The sequence below is a fragment of the Citrobacter gillenii genome (assembly GCF_013337685.1).
GTDB lineage: Bacteria > Pseudomonadota > Gammaproteobacteria > Enterobacterales > Enterobacteriaceae > Citrobacter > Citrobacter gillenii.
Window position 1 is genome coordinate 41,413 of record NZ_SUQN01000008.1, and the last position, 23,815, is coordinate 65,227.

Here is a 23,815-nt window from a genome sequence, read left to right on the forward strand (position 1 = left end):
TGCCGCCATGGACGACCTCGACATCCGCCACGAACAGCGCTTTTCCGGTGCCAGCCGAATTATCCTGCTCAGCACGCTGCTGTTTGCCATTCTGGGCATCTGGGCATACTTCGGGACGCTGGATGAAGTCTCCACCGGCAGCGGCAAAGTGATCCCCAGCTCGCGCGAACAGGTGCTGCAGTCGCTTGACGGCGGGATCCTCGCCGAACTGACGGTGCGCGAAGGAGACAAAGTACAGGCCAATCAGGTAGTGGCCCGTCTCGACCCGACCCGCTCGGAATCTAACGTCGGCGAAAGCGCCGCCCGATACCGCGCTTCGCTGGCCTCCAGCGCGCGACTCAATGCCGAAGTCAACGATCTGCCGCTGACCTTTCCCGATGCACTGAACGCCTGGCCCGACCTTATCGCCTCCGAAACCCGGCTGTATAAAAGCCGTCGGGCGCAGCTTGCCGACGCGATGGTCGAACTCCAGGATGCGCTGGTCTCGGTAAATAAAGAGCTGGCAATCACCCAGCGGCTGGAGAAAAGCGGCGCCGCCAGCCATGTGGAAGTGCTGCGCCTGCAGCGACAAAAAAGCGACCTCGGACTAAAAATCACCGACCTGCGCTCGCAGTATTACGTGCAGGCGCGGGAAGTACTGTCAAAAGCCAACGCCGAAGTAGATATGCTGGCGGCCATTTTGAAGGGGCGTGAAGATTCCGTCACCCGTCTGACCGTCCGCGCCCCGATGCGCGGCATCGTGAAAAACATCCAGGTCACCACCATTGGCGGCGTGATCCCGCCCAACGGCGAGATGATGGAGATTGTACCGGTCGACGATCACCTGCTGATAGAAACACGCCTGTCACCGCGCGATATCGCCTTTATTCACCCCGGACAGCGAGCACTGGTGAAAATTACCGCCTATGACTACGCCATTTACGGCGGACTGGAAGGCGTGGTCGAAACCATCTCCCCGGACACCATTCAGGACAAAGTAAAGCCAGAAGTCTTCTACTACCGCGTGTTTATCCGCACCCATCAGGACTATTTGCAGAACAAACTGGGCCGTCATTTCTCGATCGTTCCGGGCATGATTGCCAGCGTGGATATCAAAACCGGTGAAAAAACCATCGCCGACTATTTAATCAAACCGTTTAATCGCGCAAAAGAAGCGCTACGGGAGCGCTAAATCGTTGAGGATAAGGGGTTGCAGGGGCTGGTCACGCGTGTCACAAGTCTGTTATACTTGCCTTAACACATTGGGGCTGATTCTGGATTCGACGGGATTTGCGAAACCCAAGGTGCATGCCGAGGGGCGGTTGGCCTCGTAAAAAGCCGCAAAAAAATAGTCGCAAACGACGAAAACTACGCTTTAGCAGCTTAATAACCTGCTAAGAGCCCTCTCTCCCTAGCTTCCGCTCTTAAGACGGGGATAAAGAGAGGTCAAACCCAAAAGAGATCGCGCGGATGTCCTGCCTGGGGCTGAAGTGCTAAAACTAATCAGGCTAGTTCGTTAGTGGCGTGTCTGTCCGCAGCTGGCGTGCGAATGTAAAGACTGACTAAGCATGTAGTGCCGAGGATGTAGGAATTTCGGACGCGGGTTCAACTCCCGCCAGCTCCACCAAAATTCTCCATCGGTGATTACCAGAGTCATCCGATGAAGTCCTAAGAGCCCGCATGGCGCAAGCCCTGCGGGCTTTTTTGTGCCCTCAATTTGTCCCGTTAAGTCCGAAGAGAACTAATTAAATCCGAACCTTTTAGGCCCATTGATAGGCCCAACGAAAAGCTCTATTGTTTTCGTTGGGCCTAAACGCATGGAGACTCCCCATGGCAAGAAAAACCAAGCCGTTAACCGATACGGAAATCAAAGCCGCCAAACCTAAGGAAGCGGACTACGTTCTCTATGATGGCGATGGCCTTGAGCTACTCATCAAATCCACCGGTAGCAAAATATGGCAGTTTCGCTACATTCGTCCTGTCACCAAGAAACGTGCAAAGAAGAGTATTGGCCCCTACCCGTCAGTTACCCTTGCTGATGCCCGAAACTATCGTGCAGAGTCTCGTTCTCTACTGACGAAACAGATCGATCCTCAGGAGCATCAACAAGAACAACTGCGCAGTTCGCTTGAAGCTAAAACCAATACTTTCCAGCTCGTTGCTGAACGTTGGTGGAATGTGAAGAAAGCCAGTGTGACCGAGGACTATGCAGAAGATATCTGGCGCTCTCTTGAGAGAGATATCTTTCCTGTGATTGGTGACGTCATCGTTACAGATATTAAAGCTCATACATTGGTTCATGCCGTTCAACCAGTTCAGGCCCAAGGAGCCTTGGAAACTGTCCGTCGTCTTTGCCAACGTATCAATGAGGTCATGGTTTATGCTCAAAACACAGGTCTGATTGATGCTGTCCCCAGTGTCAATATTGGCAAGGCATTCGAGAAGCCTCAGAAAAAGAACATGCCGAGTATCCGTCCAGACCAGCTACCGCAACTCATGCAGACCATGCGTACCGCCAACATTATCCTACCAACACGATGCCTATTCATGTGGCAACTTCTTACTATCACCCGCCCTGCCGAAGCGGCTGAAGCCCACTGGGACGAGATAGACCTGGAAGCACGAGAATGGAAAATCCCCGCAGCTCGAATGAAGATGAACCGAGATCATACGGTTCCATTATCGGATGAAGCCCTTACCATTCTAGAAATGATGAAGCCTTTGAGTAGTAATAGAGAATTCATTTTTCCAAGCCGTATCAAACCGAATCAGTCTATGAATAGAATAGCCAAACAGTAAACGCTGCGCTTAAACGTGCTGGCTTTGGTGGTGTGCTCGTCTCTCATGGCTTGCGATCTATTGCTAGTACTGCCCTTAATGAGCAGGGTTTTCTACCTGACGTTATTGAAGCGGCATTAGCCCATGTGGATAAGAATGAGGTTCGCCGTGGTTATAACCGTACAGATTATCTTGAGCAGAGACGACCAATGATGCAGTGGTGGGCTGAATTCGTGAAAAAGGCAGATAGTGGGAGCATCATTGAAAACAGAGAACTAAGACTTGTGGTAATCCCCCCATTTTTAACGGAGGTGATAAGTAGAATCAGGTCATGCGTTGAATATGCTGCATCGGCGTGAAGCCATTCAGTGCCATATTCGGACGTTCGTGATTATAAAACCATTGCCACTGCGTGGCATAGCCCTGCAATTCGTCCAGTGAGTTAAACAGGTGCTGACCCAGCCAGTCATAACGCACCGTCCGGTTATATCGCTCAATATAGGCATTCTGTTGAGGTTTGCCGGGCTGAATAAAACGAAGCGTTATATTCTGCTGAGCTGCCCATGACATCAGTACTTTGCCGGTATATTCTGGACCGTTATCGCATCGTATTGCTGTCGGTTTACCTTTCCATTCAATGAGTTGTTCGAGAGTCCTCACCACACGACTTGCTGGCAGGGAAAAATCCACTTCAATAGCCAGTGCTTCACGATTAAAGTCATCGATGACATTCAGTAAACGGATGGAGCGACCATCTGATAGCTGATCATGCATGAAGTCCATCGACCAGCATTCATTGCGGCTTTCTGGCACCCTCAGGGGTTCAGGTTTATCCCGTTTCAGTCTTTTTTTCGGCTTTATTCGCATGTTCAGCGATAGCTCGCAGTAAATTCGGTACACCCTTTTGTGGTTGAAGCGGAAGCCTTTTACATTGCGCAGGTACAAAAAGCACAGGCCAAACCCCCAGTTGCGCTGACTGCCAGTGATGCGGAGCAGCCAGTCAGCAATGACCTCATTTTCCTCATTCAGTTGAGGCTGATAGCGATAGCAACTTTCGCTGACAACAAACAACTGGCAGGCAAAACTTATGCTGACATTCCGGCTCCTGACCGCATCCTGCGCCATCTGCTTTCGACGCGATGGCTTCACCACTTTTTTGCCATGGCTTCCTGAATGATTTCGGCTTTGAGGCGCTCTTCAGCATACATTTTTTTGAGGCGGCGGTTTTCGTCTTCCAGCTCTTTCAGACGAGTCATCATGGAGGCATCCATCCCGCCAAAACGCGAACGCCACTTATAGAAACTGGCGTTGCTCATGCCATGTTCACGACACAGTTCAGCCACCGGTGTTCCGGCCTCGGCTTGCTTCAGAATGGACATGATCTGGCTGTCAGTAAAACGTGATTTTTTCATAGAGATCTCCCCGGTTCAGATTACGAGAGAATTCTACTTATGAACACACCGGTTTTTCGGGGGGATTACCTTGTAATCTGAACAATTTGCAAAAATGCTTTGAAAGATAAGTTTTTCCGAGTTGTAAGGCCTCAATACACACCGACTCATTTTCCATACCAAGGATTGATGCTGCTTAGCACCGTGATCTATTGAGATGACTGAGATCTATAAGTCAGGACTTAGCTGCTTTTGATATAGCCCAAGTCGGTGAATATTTCTAAATTCCTATTGAATCAGTCGATTAAGACTTTAGTAGCCTGCTAAAGACCTCATCTAATGAGCTAGGTCAGTGTGTTTTTCGCAGAAAGTGATGGCATAATCACACTATGATTTTTTATTTTCAGAACTCAAATGGGCTGACAGAATCCGAATGAAGAATATTCAACAAAAACAAAAGCCCGTGGCAATCGATTTGTTTGCAGGAGCTGGAGGATTTTCTCTAGCCGCTGTTAATGCGGGCTTTTCTTTAGCACTGGCCATTGAAAATGATGCCTATGCTGTGAAAACTTACAAAAAAAATATCGTTAGATACGCTGGGGCAAAGGACGTCATAGTTCTCGATGAGAGCATATTGAAATACACGCCTGAAAAAGTGTACAAAGAGCATTTGGCTGGGAAAGGTTGTGATCTTCTTCTGGGTGGGCCACCCTGCCAAGGTTTTTCGACCCACCGAATTTTAGATGCAGGAGTTGATGATCCGCGAAATGAGCTAGTACTCGCGTATTTTAGGTTTGTTAAAGCATTTCATCCCCGCGTTTTTTTGATGGAGAATGTACCGGGTATACTCTGGGAACGGCATAAAAGTTACCTGGAAGCCTTCTACGAGGAGGGTGCTAAAGCAGGCTATACAGTTTTTGAGCCTGTTGTGTTAGATGCACGAGACTTTGGTGTACCTCAAAGACGTAAGCGGGTATTCATACTAGGCATTAGGGATATAGTCGATACACAAGACTTCGTCTGGCCCCCAGAACCAACACATGCACCACTGGACAAAGTGAAAGGAGATTTAAAAGTGTGGGCTGCCTGTGAAAGCGTATTTAGTCCCGCGCCCGATGGAGATGAAAACGATATACACATGAATCATGGGCCTGAGTTGGTAAAAGCTTTTTCAAATACACCACCAAACGGTGGAAGCCGCAAAGATTCAGGTCGGGTGCTCCCTTGTCATGCAAAGCATGATGGCCATAAAGATGTCTATGGACGTATCAATCCTGCGTTACCCGCACCAACAATGACAACAGCGTGCATTAATCCCTCTAAAGGTCGTTTCGTACATCCTACCGAGCACCATGGTATTACCCTACGACAGGCTGCAAGAATTCAAACATTTCCGGATGATTATATCTTTACTGGTGGGCTTACAGCGGCAGGCCGGCAAATTGGCAACGCCGTACCGGTAATGATGGGAACATACCTCATCCGATACATCAAACAACATCTGCTGAAAAACAATGATATTCATCTATATAACGGTGCCACGGCAGATTCTGATAAACGAGATATTGAGAATATATGATTCAAACACTCGCGTTTCGCACCCAAGCCAGGACGGTCGATCATCTTGGGCGTGAACAAATTGCCGACTGTCCAACCGCTATTTCTGAACTCTGGAAAAATGCTTATGATGCTTATGCACGAAACGTAAGCCTTCATCTTTTTGATGAACAAGAGCCTGTTGCGGCCGTATTCGATGATGGGCATGGAATGAACTTTGAGGAGTTTGTAAACCGTTGGCTTGTCGTTGGTACCACATCTAAGTATGAGAACAATACGAAGGATGATGAAGATCGTGATGGTTTGCCAAAGCGAACTCGCCAAGGCCAGAAAGGCATCGGACGTCTGTCATCAGCAAACCTAGGTCCGTTACTTCTCATTGTAACTAAAAGAAAAAATGCTGATTTCGTTGCGGCTCTAATTGACTGGCGAATTTTTGAAAACCCTTACTTGGTACTTTCGGATATAGAGGTGCCAGTCACCGAATTTAAAAATAAAGATCAGTTATTTGTAATCCTTCCGCAATTGTTCAATCGTCTATTGGATAACATCCAAGGTGATAAAGAAGATACTCCCCGTTCTCAAAGACTTAAGCTTGCTTGGGAGACTTACGACCGCGTGGTTCAGGAAAATAGTCCCTCCTCACCTAAACCATCAGCGGTTATAGCCAGCACTATAGTCAATGCCCGCTTCGAAGAGCATCATCTGACTCCATGGTCTGTCTGGGAGGGTAGCTCTTCCCATGGTTCAGCGTTGATTGTATCTGATATTAATTACGATCTTCGAGCTCAATTACCTTCAGTTGAACCAGATGGGAATGTTAATAAAATTCGAGAAGCCCTCGTTTCAACTCTGTCTGCATTTACGGATCCCTACGTTGATAATGACGCAATTGAATTTAATGCCTTCGCTCCTGAATTTTCTTATGAAGTCAGGATCTGGTCAGGTGCTGTTTCTAAAATGATTGTGGAAGACGAGCGTAGATCAATTAATCGTGATGTGCTGGAAGAAGCAGAACATTTGCTTTCAGGAAACATTGATGCCGAAGGCATTTTCAAAGGGCAAATAAAGGCATTTGGTCAATGGCTTTTTCAGGGTTCTGACTACATCATTTATCCCCCTAAAGATTTTAAACTACCATCTGGTCCCACAACGTTAGTGGGTCCATTCAGCTTAACTGTCGCGACTTACGAAAGGACTCAGCGCAACACTACATTGTCTGAGACTGATTGGGCCAGATTCGAAAAACTCGCTTATGAACACGGTGGTTTTTTACTATTCCGTAATGGTCTTCGGGTCCTCCCGTATGGGCGAACGGATAATGATTTCTTTGAAATTGAAACCCGCCGTAGTATCTCAGCAGGGCGTGAATTCTGGAATGCTCGTAGGATGTTTGGTCGTGTCGCTATATCTCGCGAACAAAATCCTAACTTGAAAGACAAAGCTGGTAGAGAAGGGTTTATTGATAATCGAAGCGCAAAAGCGCTGCGTGCATTGGTCATTCATATTCTGCGAACCGCAGCCTATCAGTATTTTGGTCAGGCATCAGAATTACGAAACCAGGTACTGCCGGATGTACAAGCAAAATATGATAAGGAAAGAGCTGATAAAGAGCGGCAAGTATTGTCCGCAAAAAATGCGAGCCGCTTCCGATCTAATCTCCGGAAGAATCTCCCCTTACTAAATGAGATATATGCTGAAACGGAAAATATCCTCTTCGAAACAAAAATTGAAAATGAACAGGATCTTATTAATGCACAGTCATTAATCACAAGGCTCACTGAAAACATGGCCGATCTGCGCCTATCTGGAGCACCTGCCAAACTTGGTGCAATTGAAGATGACTATCGCGCATACAGAGCCATGTACGCTGAAATAACTCTAAAAATCAAGGAATTAGAGGATAAGCGAGCAACCGCAATTGAGCTTATAAAACCAGCTAAGCCCGAGGAAATAGCGCAAAAGCAGCTAAACAGCCACTCAAGTCGTCTTCAGGCACGTCTTAGAACTTGGCGTAAAGCCATTGAAACGATTCAGAATACAGAAAGTGAACGAGTTGCGTCTCTGTTTGACGAACGAAATAAAGCATTTCATCAGGATGCCATGCCCTTAGTTGAGAACGTCCGCCTCGGCCGGTGCGGTCTAGACGATGCGCTTGCCGAAATGAAAGCAATTTTTCAAAAGCTTGATAGTGAGAATGAAGATACCTTTCAGTCATACCTTTATGCGTTAGAAATCATGAGCGAAAATATTAATATTGAACTTATCGCGCGACAAGGCACCGCTGAAAATGTGACGTTACGAGAGGATCTCAACAGGCTCAATCAAGTGGCTCAACTTGGCATCACCGTTGAAATACTCGGGCATGAATTAGCAAGTAATGAACGGATGGTTTACGAAGGTATTCGCCAGATTCAGCAGGCAGGGCAGTTTGCAGGAACCGAACTCATTGTCGAAGGGTTTGAAGCTTTGAGCCAGCAACTTGAGTTTCTTTCACCGCTAAAAGTGTCTGGTACCAAAGCCAGGCGGTTAATAACAGGTAGAGAAATTGAAGATTATCTGAATAAATTTTTTGGTGCAGTAATACGCAATAGAAAGATCAATATCCATGCTTCAGAAGAGTTTCGACAATTTACTCTTTATGAGCAGCCTTCTCGCATATATCCGGTTTTTGTAAATTTAGTGAACAATAGCGTTTACTGGATGGTTAATTCCCGTACAGATGAACCAGAAGTTTTCCTTTCGGTTGAGGAAGAGCGAATAGTTATCTCCGACAATGGGCCTGGTATCAACCCAGTGGACCAAGAACATCTTTTCAAAATGTTCTTTACCCGTAAATCTAGTGGCGGTAGAGGAATTGGACTTTATTTATGTCGCACAAATTTACAGGCTGGCGGGCATTCAATAGCGTACACCACAGAGCGTAAGTTCAGACGTCTTAGCGGTGCTAATTTTGTCATTGATTTTAAGGGGGCCACTTTTGGCTGAAGCAACATCGTTTAAAGACCTGGTCAACGAGGCTTTTATTCTACCGCTTCGTTCAGTTTTGATTGTTGATGACCAGTATCCCACGTGGGAAGAGATATTCTCTGAAAAAAACCTAGATGTATCGAGTGACAGCTCAGGGACAGATGTGGTGCCCCAAAAAAAATGGCATACCTTAGCAACCGCAGGGGAAGTCATGCGCCTCATCAAACAGTTTCGGGAGCATAAACCGGGGTTAATCATCGATATCCATGATGGTGTATCAATTAGTCAAGAGGAAGGAAAAACTCGAAGTGAGTCGCCTGAAGAACTTGCTGATCACCTCCATCAATCAGATTTACTCATTCTTGATTACAACCTTGAAGGGGCAGAGGCTGGAACGGGTGGTGACACTGCCAGAAAAATCCTTGCATCTGTTTTAAATAACCAACATTTTAATCTAGTTGTCGTGCACACTAGTGAAGACCTCGATAACGTTAGTCACGAATGTTTGCGATCCCTATTACCAAGTTGCACATCTCAATACACCCCAGAGATGAAGGAACAAATATCTCTTTTAGATCAAGTCATTATTCAACAAGAGGATAGCGGACGGTTTGATCGCAGCGTCATCCTTGACAAAATGGATATGGCAACTTATATAGCAGCCAGACATCCTGCAGGAGGTCAGCAAAAAGCACTCGGCAAATTTATGTCATGCAAAGGTGCGTTCGTGCTACTGAATGAATGGGCCAGCGAATTGCAGCTTCAGCAAGCGCAACGTAGAGTATTCTTTTACTGGGCTATCGAGCAATATGAAAAAAAATACATTAATGATTTCAGCATCAACCCTCTACAATTGCTTGACTGGAATATAACTGAAAAGTGTAAATGGTTGCGAACTTCACGAGGCTTCGTGTGCTTTGTAAGAAAAGGGCCTGAAAACTTGATGGCCGAGCTGGAAGTGGCTTTGCTGGACTGGAAGCCCACCCCATCCAGACTTCTTTCTGCAAAATTTCGCAATGAAATAAGCCGTCTCGGGGCTGAAGTAGAAGAAACATCACTCAAGCAAAGACATGCCTATGCAAAATTCTATGAGACAATCTGTAATCCGGGTAGCAATGAACTTTCTGCAGAACATACTGAACTTCTGCGCACATACCGTCTAAAAAACCATGTTGCACGTCAGTCGGAAATGCTCTCATTCCTAGTAGAAGATGCAGTAGCTGATTTCGGCAGAAAAATTTATCAGGCAGATCTAGCCAGCGGATCCACTTATCATCAACATTACCGTGTTGACCTCAGTAAAGAAGCCGAAAAAAAACAGGCAATAAGTGAATATAATCGCTACGTCTGCTGCCTTCCTTCTAGAATCAGTGAAGATGGCAAAAGTGCACCGGAGCAGTTAGATAGTGGACACATATTCAAATTAGGTGATACTTGGTGGGTCTGTGCTACTCCTGCATGTGATTTACAACCGGGCCAAAGTATTATAGCCTTCAATAAAGGTAATGACGCTAGTTTGCGACCATTTACCGCTATCAGGCTTCACCCTTCTAGCCCAGATAACCTGACCCAAAATCATATTAACAGTGGTTCTTATTGTTACGTCGAATATGACGGAAATATAATAGGTTTGGGGATACGCTCACCAAAAGATGATGTCAGCAGCCCAGCAATCCAGAAAGTTGATTGGCGTGCATTTGTTGCAGAACAAGGCGGAATGATTGAAAACAGAATATTACCACTCCTTGAAATACAATTAGAGTTTAAAGACAACACTATTAAAAGCCTTCCAAAAAAGGCAGAAGTAGTAGCAAAACTCCGTTATGAATATGCTCTGAATTATATTCAGAGAGTTGGCGCGAGTGTTAGCAGAATTGGACTTGGGTATGTTGCGCTATAATTATTAACTATTTATCACAGTCATAGCCTGACAGTTACAGATTATTAAAACAGGTAACTGTCAGGTCTGCAAAAAAAACAATCAAGATACATCTTACCGCCTTGCCACGACTTCAGAAAATGCAAACTTCAAATAGCCATCTTTCTTTATCCATTCTTTTACTGTCCGATCCAAATTACTGGAATTCAAATTGCAAGACTTATCTTTAGTTTCATTATCAAGGAACTATTCTAACTCTCGCTGAATAGCTAAAATTGCTTTCGTTGTTGAGCTCCATTTATCCAAAGGCATTTTTGAATGTAAAAGGCGGATTATTTCAACTTTAATAGGTACGTATTTTTCATTCATACTCTCCTTGGCATTATCAAGACGTTCCTTTTCTTTTTTTACTTTATGTTCTGCCCACTCCTTATGTTCTCGACTTCCATGCCATTTTCCATAAAATACATGGCATTTTGAATATAATTGCACCCATCGATTATACGCTCTCTGCCTGACACGAGAAAGGCCAGATGGTAATAACATAACGATATATATAGATACTTATCAAACCTACCCTGCAAAACTGCATCAACCCAAACAGATGCAGCCTCACTTTTCAACAACTGTGTACTTTCAGCCAGAAAATATTCAAAACCATCATATTCCTTTTCTCTCTCCTCACAAAATATTTGAACATCCTCTTGGTATTTTTTAGTCGATACTTTCCCATCTTTTTTTAATTCATCAAGCTTGAGTTCATAAGCGTCTTTCAACTTGTTAAAAAGGGCACTAACATCATTTCCTTTCAAAATATCCTCCAGAATGTCAATACGTGAGCTAATGTTTTTTTATACTTTACCTTACGTCCTACACAGCATTTTTTTGCCGTTAGTCTCTGTCTTGTTCAAATTACCCCAAACAGATCATGAATATGAGGTCAGAACTTCTTTTAACAATTCTGTATCTGAAGATGAAAATACAACAATGTATGGTCAGATTACGTTCGCAAAGAAACGTCAAAGAATGCCCATGGCAGGACTGACAAAGATCCGTAAAAGCTACGCAGATTTTATAAATGAACACGATTACAACAAAAACAGATAGTTAGATTATTTCGGATGCGGGTTCAACTCCCGCCAGCCCACCAAAATTCTCCATCGGTGATTACCAGAGTCATCCGATGAAGTCCTAAGAGCCCGCACGGCGCAAGCCCTGTGGACTTTTTTGTGCCTACAATTTGTCTTGGGAACTCTGAAGCCAACTCATTAAATCCGGACCTTTTAGACACCTTGTTAGGTGCCTCATAAAGCTTTATTGTTTTTGAGGTGCCTAAAACTATGGAAACCTGGCAATGGCAGCTTTTTGCACCGGTCATGTCATTGCCTTGGAATCCAGGGCAATGACCCAATAAACAGATTTTCCAGAGAATAAAAGCAACTAACGTTCGCTGATAACCATAATCACCAAACTCATTCCCCTATTTATCCGCAGGATAATCGCGGTTAATCCATGCGTGGTCATCTTCCCAGGTGAACATCCATTGACGCACCGGACCGGCCATCACGTTCAGGTAGTAATTGTCATAGCCTGCCAGGGTGGCCACCGGATGATAGCCCTTCGGCACCATCACCACATCGCGGTTGTAGACTGCCATACACTCATCGAGCGTCCGGTCGTCGGTATACACCCGCTGCATGCAGAACCCCTGCTCCGGGTTGAGGCGATGGTAGTACGTCTCCTCAAGATAGGTTTCCTGCGGGGGATTGTCGGTATCGTGCTTATGGCTCGGGTACGAACTGGTGCATCCCTCATTGGTCCAGACCTCGACCACCAGCAGGCTGTCGGCAGGTTTGTCTTGCGGCAGAATGTTATGCACATAGCGCTGGTTATTTCCCTTGCCACGCGCTTCGCCGTCAATATCCTGCGGCGCGATCAGTCGTGTCGGGTACGTGCCCTTCCCCGGCGCAGCGCACACCGCCAGCTCAAGCGTCGTCAGCGCGGTGACCTGTACAGCTTCCTGAGAGGTCACGTAAACCGCCCACGGCTTGATGCGCTCAAAGGGACTCATGCGCTCGCCGATATCGGTAAACGTTGCCCCCGGCGTGCTGATGGTCGCGCGTCCGGCCACCAGCACCAGACAACGTTCTTCGCTGACGGCGGGCAGCGTCAACTGCTGCCCCTCCGCCAGTTCATACGCCTCAAAGCCCACATATCCCCAGCCCGCCCCTTCCGGCGTCACCGACTGGGTACGCCCTTGCACGTTCGGCGGCTGCCAGGGTGATAATAAACGTGACATGTCGCCTCCTCAGATAAGCCCGGCATCCCGCGCCAGACGGCTAAGATTGTTATAGCCCAGACGTGCATAGGTCAGCGGATGCGCAATAGCCGGATCCTGCTCTGCCTCCACCACCAACCAACCCTGATACTGATTTGCCTTTAGCAGCGCCATTATCGGCGGGTAGTCCACGCAACCGTCGCCTGGCACGGTGAAGACACCGCTCAGTACCGCGTCGAGGAAGCTGGTTTTACGGTTTTTCACGTCGGCCAGCACGTCGGCCCGCACATCTTTGCAGTGAACATGATTAATACGTGATGCCCAGCGCTGCGCCACCGCCAGCGGGTCTGCACCGGCAAATGTCAGATGGCCGGTATCCAGCAGCAATCCCACCTCATTGCCAGTATGCGTCATCAGATTATCCACATCCTCAGCGGACTCAATCACTGTCCCCATATGGTGATGATAGGCAATCTGTACGCCCTGCTGCTGGGTATAGCGGGCAAACTCGGTCAGCTTCTCGCCGTATTCCTGCCAGCGCTCCTGCGGGAATCGCGGACGCAGATGAACCGGCGTCTGCTGCTCGCCATGAATACAGCCGCTCACTTCAGCGAACACCAGCACCTTCGCACCCAGCTCACGTAGCAGCGTCAGGTGTGACTGCACGGCGGCAATTTCCTCCTCCACGCTGCGCTCCAACAGGCGACCGGAATACCAGCCGGAAACCAGCTGCAGGTCGTGGCGTTGCAGGATCGGCCCCAGCAAGCGCGCTTCACGCGGGAATTTATTACCCAGCTCGAACCCGGCAAACCCGGCCTCTTTGCCTTCGCTCAGACAGGTATCAAGCGAAGTCTCAGCGCCAAGTGAAGGAAGATCGTCGTTGGTCCATGTCAGTGGATTAATGCCTAATTGTACCGTCATTCTCTTCTCCTGAATTATGCGTGTCCGCGCTCGCGCCACCAGGCGATAAGCTGCAGGTAGTTGTCCCGAATACGCGCCACTAGCTGCGCATCGTCGATATCGTGTTTCAGCCAGGCGCGGGAGGCATCGCCAAATAATGTCCGTCCCACGGCAAACCCTTTCACCAGCGCCTGACCCGCAGCGGCTTTGAAATCAGCACGGAGCTGATCGGCCGGCGCATCAAGCCCTAAAATAACTACCCCACGGCAGTGCGGATCGCGACGTGCAATGATCTCGCTCAGCGCCGTCCAGCCCGCAGAAGAGAGCGGCGGTAGCTTCCACCAGTCGGGGTAAATCCCCAGGTTATAAAAGCGGGAAATGGCGCGCAGATAGAGCTCATCGCTGCGTGGCATGCTGGCGGGCAGGATCACTTCCAGCAGCAGTTCATGCCCGGACTGGCAGCACGCGTGGTACACCTCCGCGACTTTTTGCTCCTGCTCCAGACGCAGGGCGTGAGCATCTTCCGGATGGAAAAAGACCAGGCATTTCACCACGTGTTCCTGCGGCCAACTGATCAGCTGCGTGCCGATATTGCCGTGCTCCATCTCCAGCGGACGCGAGCCCGGCAGTTCGATGGGGCGGCCTATCCACCACCCTTCACCGGTGATGGCATTCAGCGCATCCTGACCAAACGTGCCGTCGCACAACAGCCCGGCTTTGCCATCCAGCCCGGCGCAACTCGCCGCTTCCCGGCTGGCCTGTAAGATCAGCTGTTTTAGTGCCGGGATGCGTTTTAGCGAAGCGCCACACTGCAAGGCCATCTCTTCAAGCTGGCTGCGGTGATCGAAGGCCATCACGCACAGTTCCGGCCATTCCCGACGACGCGTGGTGACGCGGTGCAGATGGTTAAGACGCGGGTCGATATCCGGGCGTGGCACCGTGTCAGCCCGAGATAAATAATCATCCAGCTCCAGTTTGCTCGGCATGGCCGGGGCGCAACCGTGGCGCGATACCACCAGTGCGCCGCAGGCGTTAGCATAGCGACAGGCCTGCTCCCAGCCCTCATCGTTAAGGTAGCCACGCAGCAGGCCGGACATAAACGCATCGCCCGCGCCCAGCACGTTGAGCACCTCCACGCGCACGCCGGTCACCGTCAGACCGTCATCCAGTCGCGGTGGAATGGCGTCGGTGTATACCGAACAGCCGAGCGCCCCTCGTTTGCAGACCAGCGTCGCCTTACTCACTGCCCGCACCTGTGCCAGCGCCTGCAGCGTATCGGTGCTGCCACCGGCAATATGAAACTCCTCCTCGGTACCGACAATCACATCAAAAAGATGCAGTACGTCCTGCAACTGACGCGTTACCTGCTCGGCGGCAATAAAACGGGTTTCGCCGTCGCCTAATGAGGTCAGCCCCCATAGCACCGGGCGATAGTCGATATCCAGTGCCGTACGCACGCCGTGACGGCGGGCATATTCGAGCGCGGTCAGCACCGCGTCGCGGGTTTGCGGGTGAGAAAGATGGGTCCCGGTGATGGCCAGACAGCGGGCAGACGCGATGTACTGTTCATCCACATCGCTGGCGACAATCGCCATATCCGCGCAGTTGTCACGGTAAAAAATGAGAGGAAAGGTGTACCGGTCTTTAATGCCGAGTAGTACCAGCGCCGTCAGGCGTTCTTTATCCGTTATCAGGTGGCTGGTATCGCATCCTACCTGGTGTAATTCTTCGCGCAGAAAACGGCCCATATGCTCGTCACCCACGCGCGCCAGCATTGACGAGCGCAGCCCCTGGCGCGCCGTGCCGTAAGCCACATTACCTGACGAGCCGCCAAGGTATTTAGCAAAACTGGAAACATCCTCCAGACGCGCACCAATCTGCTGACTGTAGAGGTCAACCGCCACGCGGCCCATGCATATCACATCAAACTGCTTTTCCACGTTGATACCTCTTCAGACAATATCGTTCACGTTCAGCCAGCGGCCTTCCCGGTGTGAGAGCGCAATGGCGTCCAACACGCGCGACACCTTCCAGCCCTCTTCGAAGTCCGGCCACATCGGCACATCGGCGGCGATGCCGTCGACCAGATCACGCACTTCCACCGTTTTCTGGTCGTTAAAGCCGATACCGTGCCCCGCCCCCAGGCAAAATGCGGCATAGTCCGGATGCGCAGGCCCCACCAGCAGCGTACGAAATCCCTGGCGATTCACCGGATCGTCATGCAGATAGAGCTTCAGTTCCGCCATACGCTCCTGGGTAAAACTGATGGTCCCTTTGGTCCCGGTTATCACATACGAAAGTCCCATTTTGCGCCCACAAGCGACGCGAGAAGTTTCAATCACGCCCTGTGCACCGCCCGCAAAACGCACCATCGCGTGCGCCTGATCTTCGTTTTCCACCGCCACCTTTTGCGATGAACCGGCCTGCGCCGGGCGTTCCGGCACCACAATTTTCAAATCACCGCAGACCTGTTGAATATCACCGACCAGATACTGGGCCATGTTGACGATATGCGCAGCCAGATCGCCGAGCGCTCCCAGCCCTGCGGTCTCTTTAAAGCAGTGCCAGTGAATGGGCGAAAGTGGGTCGGCCATATAGTCTTCGTTGTGGGTGCCGTAGAAGTGGATCACCTCGCCAATCTCACCGCGCTCGACGATCTCTTTCGCCAGCTTCGCCGTCGGGTTTTTCATGTAATTAAACCCCACCAGCGTTTTCACCCCAGCCCGCTTCGCCGCCTCAACCATCTCGTAAGCGTCATGCGCATTGAGCGCCAGCGGCTTTTCCGAGTAGACGTGCTTGCCGTGGCGAATCGCCTCCAGCGCCATCTCTTTGTGCAAATGATTGGGCGAACAAATATCCACTACATCAATGGCCGGGTCGGCCACCAGCGCGCGCCAGTCCCCGGTTGAACGGTTAAAGCCAAACGCCTGCGCCCGCTGCGCCGCCAGCTCCGGCGTGACTTCGGCAACCATTTCGCGCACCAGCTTGCCGCGCAGGTCGAACACCGTCGGCGCCTGGGCATAGGCGATGGCGTGCGCCCTGCCGATATACCCGGTGCCAATCAATCCAATGCGTACCTCTTTCATTATTTATCCCTCACAATGCGCCGCGACGGCTCTTGGCATAGGTGTCGAACGCCACCGCCAGAACGATAATTAACCCGGTAATAATTTGCTGGTAGTAAGCCGAGACGTTCATCAGGACCAGGCCGTTAATCAGAATACCCATGATGATTGAGCCGATAATGGTGCCGCCGATCCGCCCGTATCCGCCCATTAACGACGTTCCGCCGATCACCACCGAGGCGATAACGCGCAGCTCAAACGAGATCCCGGCCACCGCCTCCGCGCTGCCCAGACGCGCGCTGAGAATGAAGCCCGCCAGCCCGGCAAGACAGCCAATCAGCACATACACGCTCACCAGTACCCGTTTGACGTTGACCCCCGCCAGACGCGCCGCTTCCGGGTTACCGCCAATGGCGTACACAAAGCGACCCCAGCGGGTTTTATGCAGCGCCAGATAGCCGCCGATAGCCACCAGCGCGAAGATCCAGATAGGAATGGAAATGCCGAGCAGCTCGCCGCGTCCCCACCAGCGGTAACCCGCATCGAAACCGGCGATCGGCGCGCCGTCGTTTACCACCAGCGTCAGGCCGCGCCAGATGGTCATCCCACCGAGGGTGACGATAAACGGCGGCAGGCGCAGGCGAGTCACGCCGAGTCCGTGCAGAAAACCAATCGCGGTCCCCATCGCAAGGCAGATCCCCAGCCCAACCAGCCAGCTCAGGCCGCCCCAGGCATTCGGGTCAACGGTGGTAAAGTTGTCGCCCTTAATCACATACGCGGCGGTCATGGCGCAGACCGCGAGAATGGACCCCACCGAGAGGTCGATCCCGGCGGTCAGAATGACAAAGGTCATCCCCACAGCCATGATCCCGTAGATCGACACTTCGGTCAGAATGTTGAAAATATTACGTTCAGAGAGAAAATTGCTGTTCTGCAACTGGAAGAAAATCAGCAGCAGGATCATAAAAATCAGCACGCCGAAGCGCTCAAAAAAGGCGATGGGATCGAGGCGTCCGGCACGTTTACCCGGAACCTGCGTTTTAGAAATCATCTGCGTCATGAGAAACTCCGTTATGCCGCGTTCAGGGCGTTGTGGTTGATGGCCATCATCGTCATCAGCCGCTCGTCGTTGGCGTCATCGCCGTGGATCTCGCCGGTCACACGACCTTCACTCAGGGTGATTATCCGGTCGGAAACCGCCATTACTTCAGGCAGATCGGAGGAGATAACAATCACCGCCACGCCCTTTTTCGCCATTTCAAACAGCACCTGATGCACCTCTGATTTAGTGCCGACATCAATGCCACGCGTCGGCTCATCGACGATCAGCACGCGGGGATTGAGCGCCATGCAGCGCGCCAGAATCACTTTTTGCTGGTTGCCACCGGAGAGCTTGCGCACTTCCTGGGCGCTGTTGACCATTTTGATCTGCAACGCCTGGCGATAAGCCTCAATCAGCGCATCCTCTTTGCGGGTGTTGACGAACCAGCGCCAATGCAACAGAGAAGAGAGGCTGGAGAGCGACAGGTTGTCGCGAATCGACAGCCCCAGCACCGCGCCCTCTTTTTTGCGATCTTCAGGGACCATCGCCACGCCCTGATCCAGGGCATACAGCGGATCGCGCGGCAGGTACGGCACGCCATCCAGTTCAAAGGTGCCAGAGGTAAAAGCGTCGGCACCAAACAGACAGCGCGCGACTTCAGTGCGCCCGGCGCCCACCAGCCCGGCAATGCCTAACACTTCTCCGGCATGGACGTGAAAGCTGATGTCATGCAGCGCAATGCCGTGCGGATCCAGCGGCGGTTTTACGCGGCTTAGTCCCTTGATCGCCAGGCGGACAGGTTTGTCCTGATGATGGGTTTCACTCGGCGGGCGACGGTTAAACGCCACGTCACGCCCAACCATCAGGCGGATCAGCTGTTCTACCGTGGTCTGGGCAACCTCTCCGCTGCCGGTAAAGCGGCCATCCTGGAAAACGGTAAACCGATCGCAGAGTTGGAACACTTCGTGTAGACGGTGGGTGACATAAATAATGCTCACGCCGCGACTTTTGAGCTCCCGCACCACCCGATGCAGGCTTTCCACTTCGCTGTCGCTCAGTGCGGCAGAAGGCTCATCCATGATGATCAGCTTCGCATTGAGGGTCAGCGCGCGGGCAATTTCCACCATTTGCTGTTGTGCCACGCTCAGGCGGGCCACTGCGGTGGTTGGCGCCACGTTCAACTGCAGATAATCCAGAATCACCTGCGCTTCCTGATTCACCGCCTTTTCATCAACAATCAGATTGCGTTTGCGCGGTTCACGTCCGAGGAACATATTCTCGGCGACGGTCATATTCGGCAGCAGGTTAAATTCCTGATAGATAGTGATAATGCCCTTGTTCTGCCGCTCAACGGGGGAATCATCCACCGGCAACGTTTCACCGTTGAACCAGATATCACCGCGAGTTTGCGGCTGCGCGCCCGCCAGCGCCTTCAGCAAGGTCGATTTTCCTGCGCCGTTTTCACCCAGCAGCGCGTGAATCTCACCTGCCCCAACGGTCAATTGCGCGCTGCTCAGCGCCCAGACGCCGGAAAAACTTTTTGCCAGGTCGGTCACATTCAGTAAGGGTTGCGACATCAGCCTGCTCCTCCTTTAGAGTGAGCCCCCGTAACGGCGGCTCCAGATATACACAAAATCATTCAAGCTGCATCAAGGCGGCAAGTCTGAGAATCCCCAGGAGCTTACTCAAGTAAGTGACTGGGGTGAGCAGATGCAGCCAACACAGAGGCAGCTTGAAGGATGACGTGTATAAATTAGTTACCGGCCTCGTTAATACGCTCAGCCTGCTGCAGGGTCTCTTTGGTGATAAGCGTTGGCGGATAGTCCGCGCCGGTGATCGGCTTCTTCTCACGCACGTTGGCGACCAGCTGGCTCATCGCCGTGGTGACCGCAAAGCCAGGACGCTGATCCGCCGTCACCGCCATCCAGCCATCACGCACACGCGCCAGCGCTTCCGGCACCGCATCGAAGCCCGTTACCAGCACTTCACCGGGTTTCATCCCCTGGGCTTGCAGCGCTTCAATGGCCCCCAGCGCCATGTCGTCGTTAGCGGAGAGGATCACCTGCGGACGTTTCGGCAACGAAGGCAGTACGCTCTCAACAATGCGCATCCCTTCAGAACGCATCCAGTTACCCGTCTGATCGGCGACGATCTTGTACTTTTCGCCACCCGCTTTCAGGCTGTCGCGAATACCCTTGGTCCGTTCAATGTTGGAAGACGATCCCGGCTGGCCGGTGAGCAGAATAATGTCCGCCCCTTCAGGGAATTTGGTTTTCACAAAGTCGCCAATCACCTGGCCACCTTTGTAGTTGTTGGCACCGAAGTGCGGCACTTTCTTCTGGCTGTCAACGGAGCGATCAAGCGTGACAACCGGCAGTTTTGCATCCTGGATTTCATCTACCGCGCTGGAGACGGCGTTAACATCATTGGGGGAGACGATAAATCCCTGCGCCCCACGGGTGATGGCGTTTTCCAGGTCAGCGACCTGCTTCGGCGAGCTACCCTGCCCGTCAAGAACCTGCAGATTTACGCCCATCTCTTTTGCGGCTTTTACCGCCGTGCGCTGCATGTGGACTTCAAACGGCATCGCCAGGTTTGGCGTACTGAACACGATCTGTTCGTTTTCAGCCATTGCTGTCCCGGAGGTCATGGCGATGAGGACAGCTAAGATCAGTTTTTTCATTATTATGTCTCTCTGTGTAGGGGGGTTGGGTATAACAATCAGAGGAGAACTTCACGCTGGCTGTGCAGTGATTCCAGCGCTTTATCCGCAAGGTACAGCGCACGCTCACCGTCATCACCGCTGCAATCCGGGACCGCTTCGCCACGCAGCACGGCCACAAAATGTTCCCATTCCGCGGCATAAGCTGATTTGTAGCGTTGCAGGAAGAAATGTTCCGGCAGGGCACTGGTGCAGCCGGTCTTGCCATAGTGCTGCACCTGATTTTCCAGAATGTTGCCCGCACACAGCAGCCCTTCAGAGCCGTGCAGCTCCAGGCGCTGGTCATAACCGTAAGCAGAGCGGCGGCTGTTGACGATGGTCGCCATCGCGCCAGAGGCATATTTCAGGACGATAAACGCGGTATCGATGTCCCCGGCTTCACCAATCGCCGGGTCGACCAGGTTGCTGCCCTGGGCGTATACCGAGACCGGCTCTTCTCCCATGATAAAACGCGCCATATCAAAATCATGGATAGTCATATCGCGGAACATCCCGCCGGACACACGGACATATTCAGCCGGCGGCGGTGACGGGTCGCGGGAAATGATCAGCAGGGATTCCGGCTTACCGATACGCCCGGCCAGCACATCCGTTTTCACGCGGCGAAACTGCGGATCGAAGCGGCGGTTAAAACCGATAAACAGCGGTACGTCGTACTCTTTGACCACTTTCAGGCAATCGCGAACGCGGGCCAGGTCCAGATGTACCGGTTTCTCGCAGAAGATGGCCTTGCCGTGACGGGCAGCCAGTTCAATCAGATCCGCGTGGGTATCTGTGGCGGAGGCGATCAGCACGGCATGAACATTCGGGTCAGTCATCGCCTCATCCAGGCTCTGCAAACGGGCCTGATATTGCGAGGCAAGACGGGTGGCAAATTCCTGATTCGGGTCGACAACGGACCAGAGTGTGGTGGCACTGTGACTGGCAATGTTAGCTGCATGTACCTGGCCAATTCGGCCAGCGCCCAGTAAAGCAATGTTAAACATAACGGCTCCCGGTGTTGGTGAATGCGATGAACTAACGACACTATAAATAAAACATTTATTTCATTTTTATAAATAGTGAAAATTATGTTTTTGGGTGCGGGTTAACACTTTTGAGATAAGTGAGACAAAATCTGTTATCAATATCACAACATCGACGGGTGCCAGATAGGGAAATTCGCCCTCTTCCGGTCGGGAAGAGGGCAACGTGTGAAAAACCAGGAGAAATGAAATGAAAATTTCGTTATGGAGGATTGCCGGATGGCGGTGCTAATGCCTTATCCGGCCGTTAACCATAGTCCGTAGGCCGGGTGAGCTCAGCGCCATCCGGCATGACTCTACCTCAGTACTGACGGGCGTTTTTCAGCTGCGTTAGCGTCTGTTCTGCGGCCTGGCGTACCGCAGGTGATTCAGCCATCTGCGCATCGCCGGTTCGCCACCATGAGGCGTAATCATGGGTCATGGTTTTCGGCAGTACTTTGATGTCCAGTAGCGTCGGGCCGGGATGCGCACGTGCCGCCGCCAGCGCCGCCAGCAGGCTTTGCTCATCATGAACCTTCCACGCACGACAGCCGTAGCTTTCGGCATTTTGGGCAAAATCGACCTTCACCAGCGGCCCGTCCAGCCGCCCGGTTTTCGGGTTGCGATGGCGATTTTCGGTAGCAAAACTGCCCATCCCATGGCCCATCTGCAGATTGTTAATGCAGCCAAAGCTGGCATTATCAAACAGCAGAATGGTGACTTTTATGCCCTCCTGCACGGCAGTTTGCAGCTCAGAGTGCAGCATCATGTACGAACCATCGCCCACCATGGCGTACACCGGCTGCTGTGGTTTTGCCAGCCTGGCCCCGACGGCGGCGGCAATCTCGTACCCCATACAGGAATAGCCGTATTCCAGGTGATAGCTGTCCGGCGTTTTAACTTGCCAGAGTCGCTGTAAATCCCCCGGTAACGAACCGGCCGCGCCCACCACAATGGCGTTATCTTCAATATGCTGGTTGATAAGCCCCAGTACCCGCGTCTGGGTCAGGCGGGTGTTGAGCGTGTCGCCATATTCCGCCAGTTGCGCATCAAGATGCCCTGCCACTTCGGGCACATCATCAGGACGCCAGTCGCGCGTCCATAAACGCTGGCGCTCTTCGCGCCAGGCCGATTGCGCGACAGCAATCTCATCTCCCCAACGGCTACGATACGCCGTCATGGCCTGCGTTAACGCGGTCAACCCGGTTTGGGCATCGGCAATCAGCGCGGTAGCATCCAGCTTTAAAGCGTCAAATTCCGCCACGTTCAGCAGCAGAAATTCCACGTCCGGGTGCGAGAACAAGGCTTTCGAACCGGTGGTAAAGTCGGTGAGACGAGTGCCAATGCCAATAACCAGATCGGCCTGGGTTGCCAGTTGATTCGCCGCCATACCTCCCGTCACGCCGATACCGCCCAGGTTAAGTGGGTGGTCACTTACCAGCGCGCCCTTTCCGGCCTGGGTTTCAGCAAACGGCAGATGCAGCGTCTCGACAAACGTACGAAACGCCTCATGTGCGCCGGCGTAACGCACGCCACCACCGCACACCACCAGCGGGCGCTGTTTACGCGCAATCAGCGCCCGGGCCCTCTCCAGACGCTGAGGGTCAGGCGGTCGGCGTTCAATGTAGTGAACACGGCGCGCGAAGAAGCTAAGCGGATACGCCCAGACCTCACCCTGCACATCCTGCGGCAGGCAAATCGTCACTGCGCCAGTATCTGCGGGGTCAGTAAGCGTTCGCATCGCACTTAGCATTGCACTCATTAACTGCTCCGGACGGTTAATGCGATCCCAGTAACGAGAGACCGGACGGAAGCAGTCGTTGGTGCTGATGCTAAGATCGTGATACTGCTCAATCTGCTGCAATACCGGGTCCGGCTGGCGGCTGGCGTAAACATCCCCCGGCAACAGCAGCAGCGGAATGCGGTTCGCCGTGGCGGTCGCCGCCGCCGTCACCATATTGGCCGCTCCGGGACCTACCGACGATGTCACGGCCCAAATACGCTGTCGGCGATGCTGTTTGGCGAACCCTGTCGCCATATGCGCAATTCCCTGCTCATTACATCCCTGCATCACCTTCAGATGCCCGGCATCCTGCTCCAGCGCCTGGCCGATTCCGAGCACATTACCGTGACCAAAGATGGTCGCCACGCCCTCCACGAAGGGCGTTTCATGTCCATCAACGCAGACATACTGTTGATTGAGGAATTTGACCAGCGCCTGGGCCATGGTCATACGTTCGGTTTGCATAG

General features: G+C 51.7%; 15 protein-coding genes, 1 other RNA gene and 1 pseudogene. 6 read left to right on the forward strand and 11 right to left on the reverse strand.

Features of this window, described 5'->3' with window-relative positions; all coding sequences use genetic code 11:
- Positions 1-7: 7 nt before the first annotated feature.
- From FCH32_RS18940 to FCH32_RS18950, 3 genes and pseudogenes are all read left to right on the forward strand, one after another.
- The gene (locus FCH32_RS18940) at positions 8-1,171 is read left to right on the forward strand and encodes a beta-barrel domain-containing protein (protein ID WP_174361416.1); all 1,164 of its coding nucleotides are present in this window, start codon (positions 8-10) and stop codon (positions 1,169-1,171) included.
- Between the two features lie 72 nt (positions 1,172-1,243).
- Positions 1,244-1,606: a transfer-messenger RNA gene (gene ssrA, locus FCH32_RS18945) on the forward strand.
- Positions 1,607-1,809: 203 nt separating this feature from the next.
- Positions 1,810-3,023: pseudogene (locus FCH32_RS18950) on the forward strand (integrase); the annotation flags it as partial.
- 58 nt (positions 3,024-3,081) lie between these two features.
- On the opposite strand, the gene FCH32_RS18955 reads toward FCH32_RS18950, so the two are convergent.
- A protein-coding gene (locus tag FCH32_RS18955) for an IS3 family transposase (protein ID WP_174361341.1) occupies positions 3,082-4,169 on the reverse strand; the annotation gives its coding sequence in 2 pieces (ribosomal slippage) (positions 3,082-3,917 and positions 3,917-4,169; 1,089 coding nt in all).
- Positions 4,170-4,581: 412 nt separating this feature from the next.
- On the opposite strand from FCH32_RS18955, the gene FCH32_RS18960 reads away from it, so the two are divergent.
- The 3 genes from FCH32_RS18960 to FCH32_RS18970 are packed head-to-tail and all read left to right on the forward strand — an operon-like array spanning position 4,582 to position 10,575.
- On the forward strand, positions 4,582-5,727 hold the full coding sequence (locus FCH32_RS18960) for a DNA cytosine methyltransferase (RefSeq protein ID WP_174361342.1): 1,146 nt from the start codon (positions 4,582-4,584) through the stop codon (positions 5,725-5,727).
- Positions 5,724-8,693: an ATP-binding protein gene (locus FCH32_RS18965; RefSeq protein ID WP_174361343.1), complete on the forward strand. Its 2,970-nt coding sequence runs from the start codon at positions 5,724-5,726 to the stop codon at positions 8,691-8,693. The genes FCH32_RS18960 and FCH32_RS18965 overlap by 4 nt, the downstream gene beginning before the upstream one ends.
- Positions 8,686-10,575, forward strand: a complete 1,890-nt coding sequence (locus FCH32_RS18970) for a response regulator receiver domain (RefSeq protein ID WP_174361344.1) — start codon at positions 8,686-8,688, stop codon at positions 10,573-10,575. The genes FCH32_RS18965 and FCH32_RS18970 overlap by 8 nt, the downstream gene beginning before the upstream one ends.
- Before the next feature lie 386 nt (positions 10,576-10,961).
- On the opposite strand, the gene FCH32_RS18975 is transcribed toward FCH32_RS18970, so the two are convergent.
- The 10 genes from FCH32_RS18975 to iolD form a co-directional block, all read right to left on the reverse strand.
- A complete protein-coding gene (locus FCH32_RS18975) occupies positions 10,962-11,366 on the reverse strand; it encodes a hypothetical protein (RefSeq protein WP_174361345.1) in 405 nt (134 codons plus the stop codon).
- A 668-nt stretch (positions 11,367-12,034) separates the two neighbouring features.
- Entirely contained in the window at positions 12,035-12,853 is an 819-nt protein-coding gene (gene iolB / locus FCH32_RS18980; RefSeq protein ID WP_174361346.1) for a 5-deoxy-glucuronate isomerase, read from the reverse strand.
- Positions 12,854-12,862: 9 nt separating this feature from the next.
- The gene (gene iolE / locus FCH32_RS18985) at positions 12,863-13,753 is read right to left on the reverse strand and encodes a myo-inosose-2 dehydratase (protein WP_096756056.1); all 891 of its coding nucleotides are present in this window, start codon (positions 13,751-13,753) and stop codon (positions 12,863-12,865) included.
- A 14-nt stretch (positions 13,754-13,767) separates the two neighbouring features.
- A complete protein-coding gene (locus tag FCH32_RS18990; protein WP_174361347.1) occupies positions 13,768-15,672 on the reverse strand; it encodes a bifunctional 5-dehydro-2-deoxygluconokinase/5-dehydro-2-deoxyphosphogluconate aldolase in 1,905 nt (634 codons plus the stop codon).
- 12 nt (positions 15,673-15,684) lie between these two features.
- Complete coding sequence (locus FCH32_RS18995) at positions 15,685-16,818, reverse strand: Gfo/Idh/MocA family protein (protein ID WP_117343225.1); 1,134 nt, start codon at positions 16,816-16,818, stop codon at positions 15,685-15,687.
- Between the two features lie 10 nt (positions 16,819-16,828).
- The gene (locus tag FCH32_RS19000) at positions 16,829-17,857 is read right to left on the reverse strand and encodes an ABC transporter permease (RefSeq protein WP_096756053.1); all 1,029 of its coding nucleotides are present in this window, start codon (positions 17,855-17,857) and stop codon (positions 16,829-16,831) included.
- A gap of 11 nt (positions 17,858-17,868) precedes the next feature.
- The gene (locus FCH32_RS19005; protein ID WP_096756052.1) at positions 17,869-19,416 is read right to left on the reverse strand and encodes a sugar ABC transporter ATP-binding protein; all 1,548 of its coding nucleotides are present in this window, start codon (positions 19,414-19,416) and stop codon (positions 17,869-17,871) included.
- Between the two features lie 176 nt (positions 19,417-19,592).
- Positions 19,593-20,522, reverse strand: a complete 930-nt coding sequence (locus tag FCH32_RS19010; protein ID WP_096756051.1) for a substrate-binding domain-containing protein — start codon at positions 20,520-20,522, stop codon at positions 19,593-19,595.
- Between the two features lie 38 nt (positions 20,523-20,560).
- Positions 20,561-21,547, reverse strand: a complete 987-nt coding sequence (gene iolG / locus FCH32_RS19015) for an inositol 2-dehydrogenase (RefSeq protein ID WP_096756050.1) — start codon at positions 21,545-21,547, stop codon at positions 20,561-20,563.
- Positions 21,548-21,887: 340 nt separating this feature from the next.
- Positions 21,888-23,813, reverse strand: a complete 1,926-nt coding sequence (gene iolD / locus FCH32_RS19020) for a 3D-(3,5/4)-trihydroxycyclohexane-1,2-dione acylhydrolase (decyclizing) (RefSeq protein ID WP_174361348.1) — start codon at positions 23,811-23,813, stop codon at positions 21,888-21,890.
- Positions 23,814-23,815 lie beyond the last annotated feature (2 nt).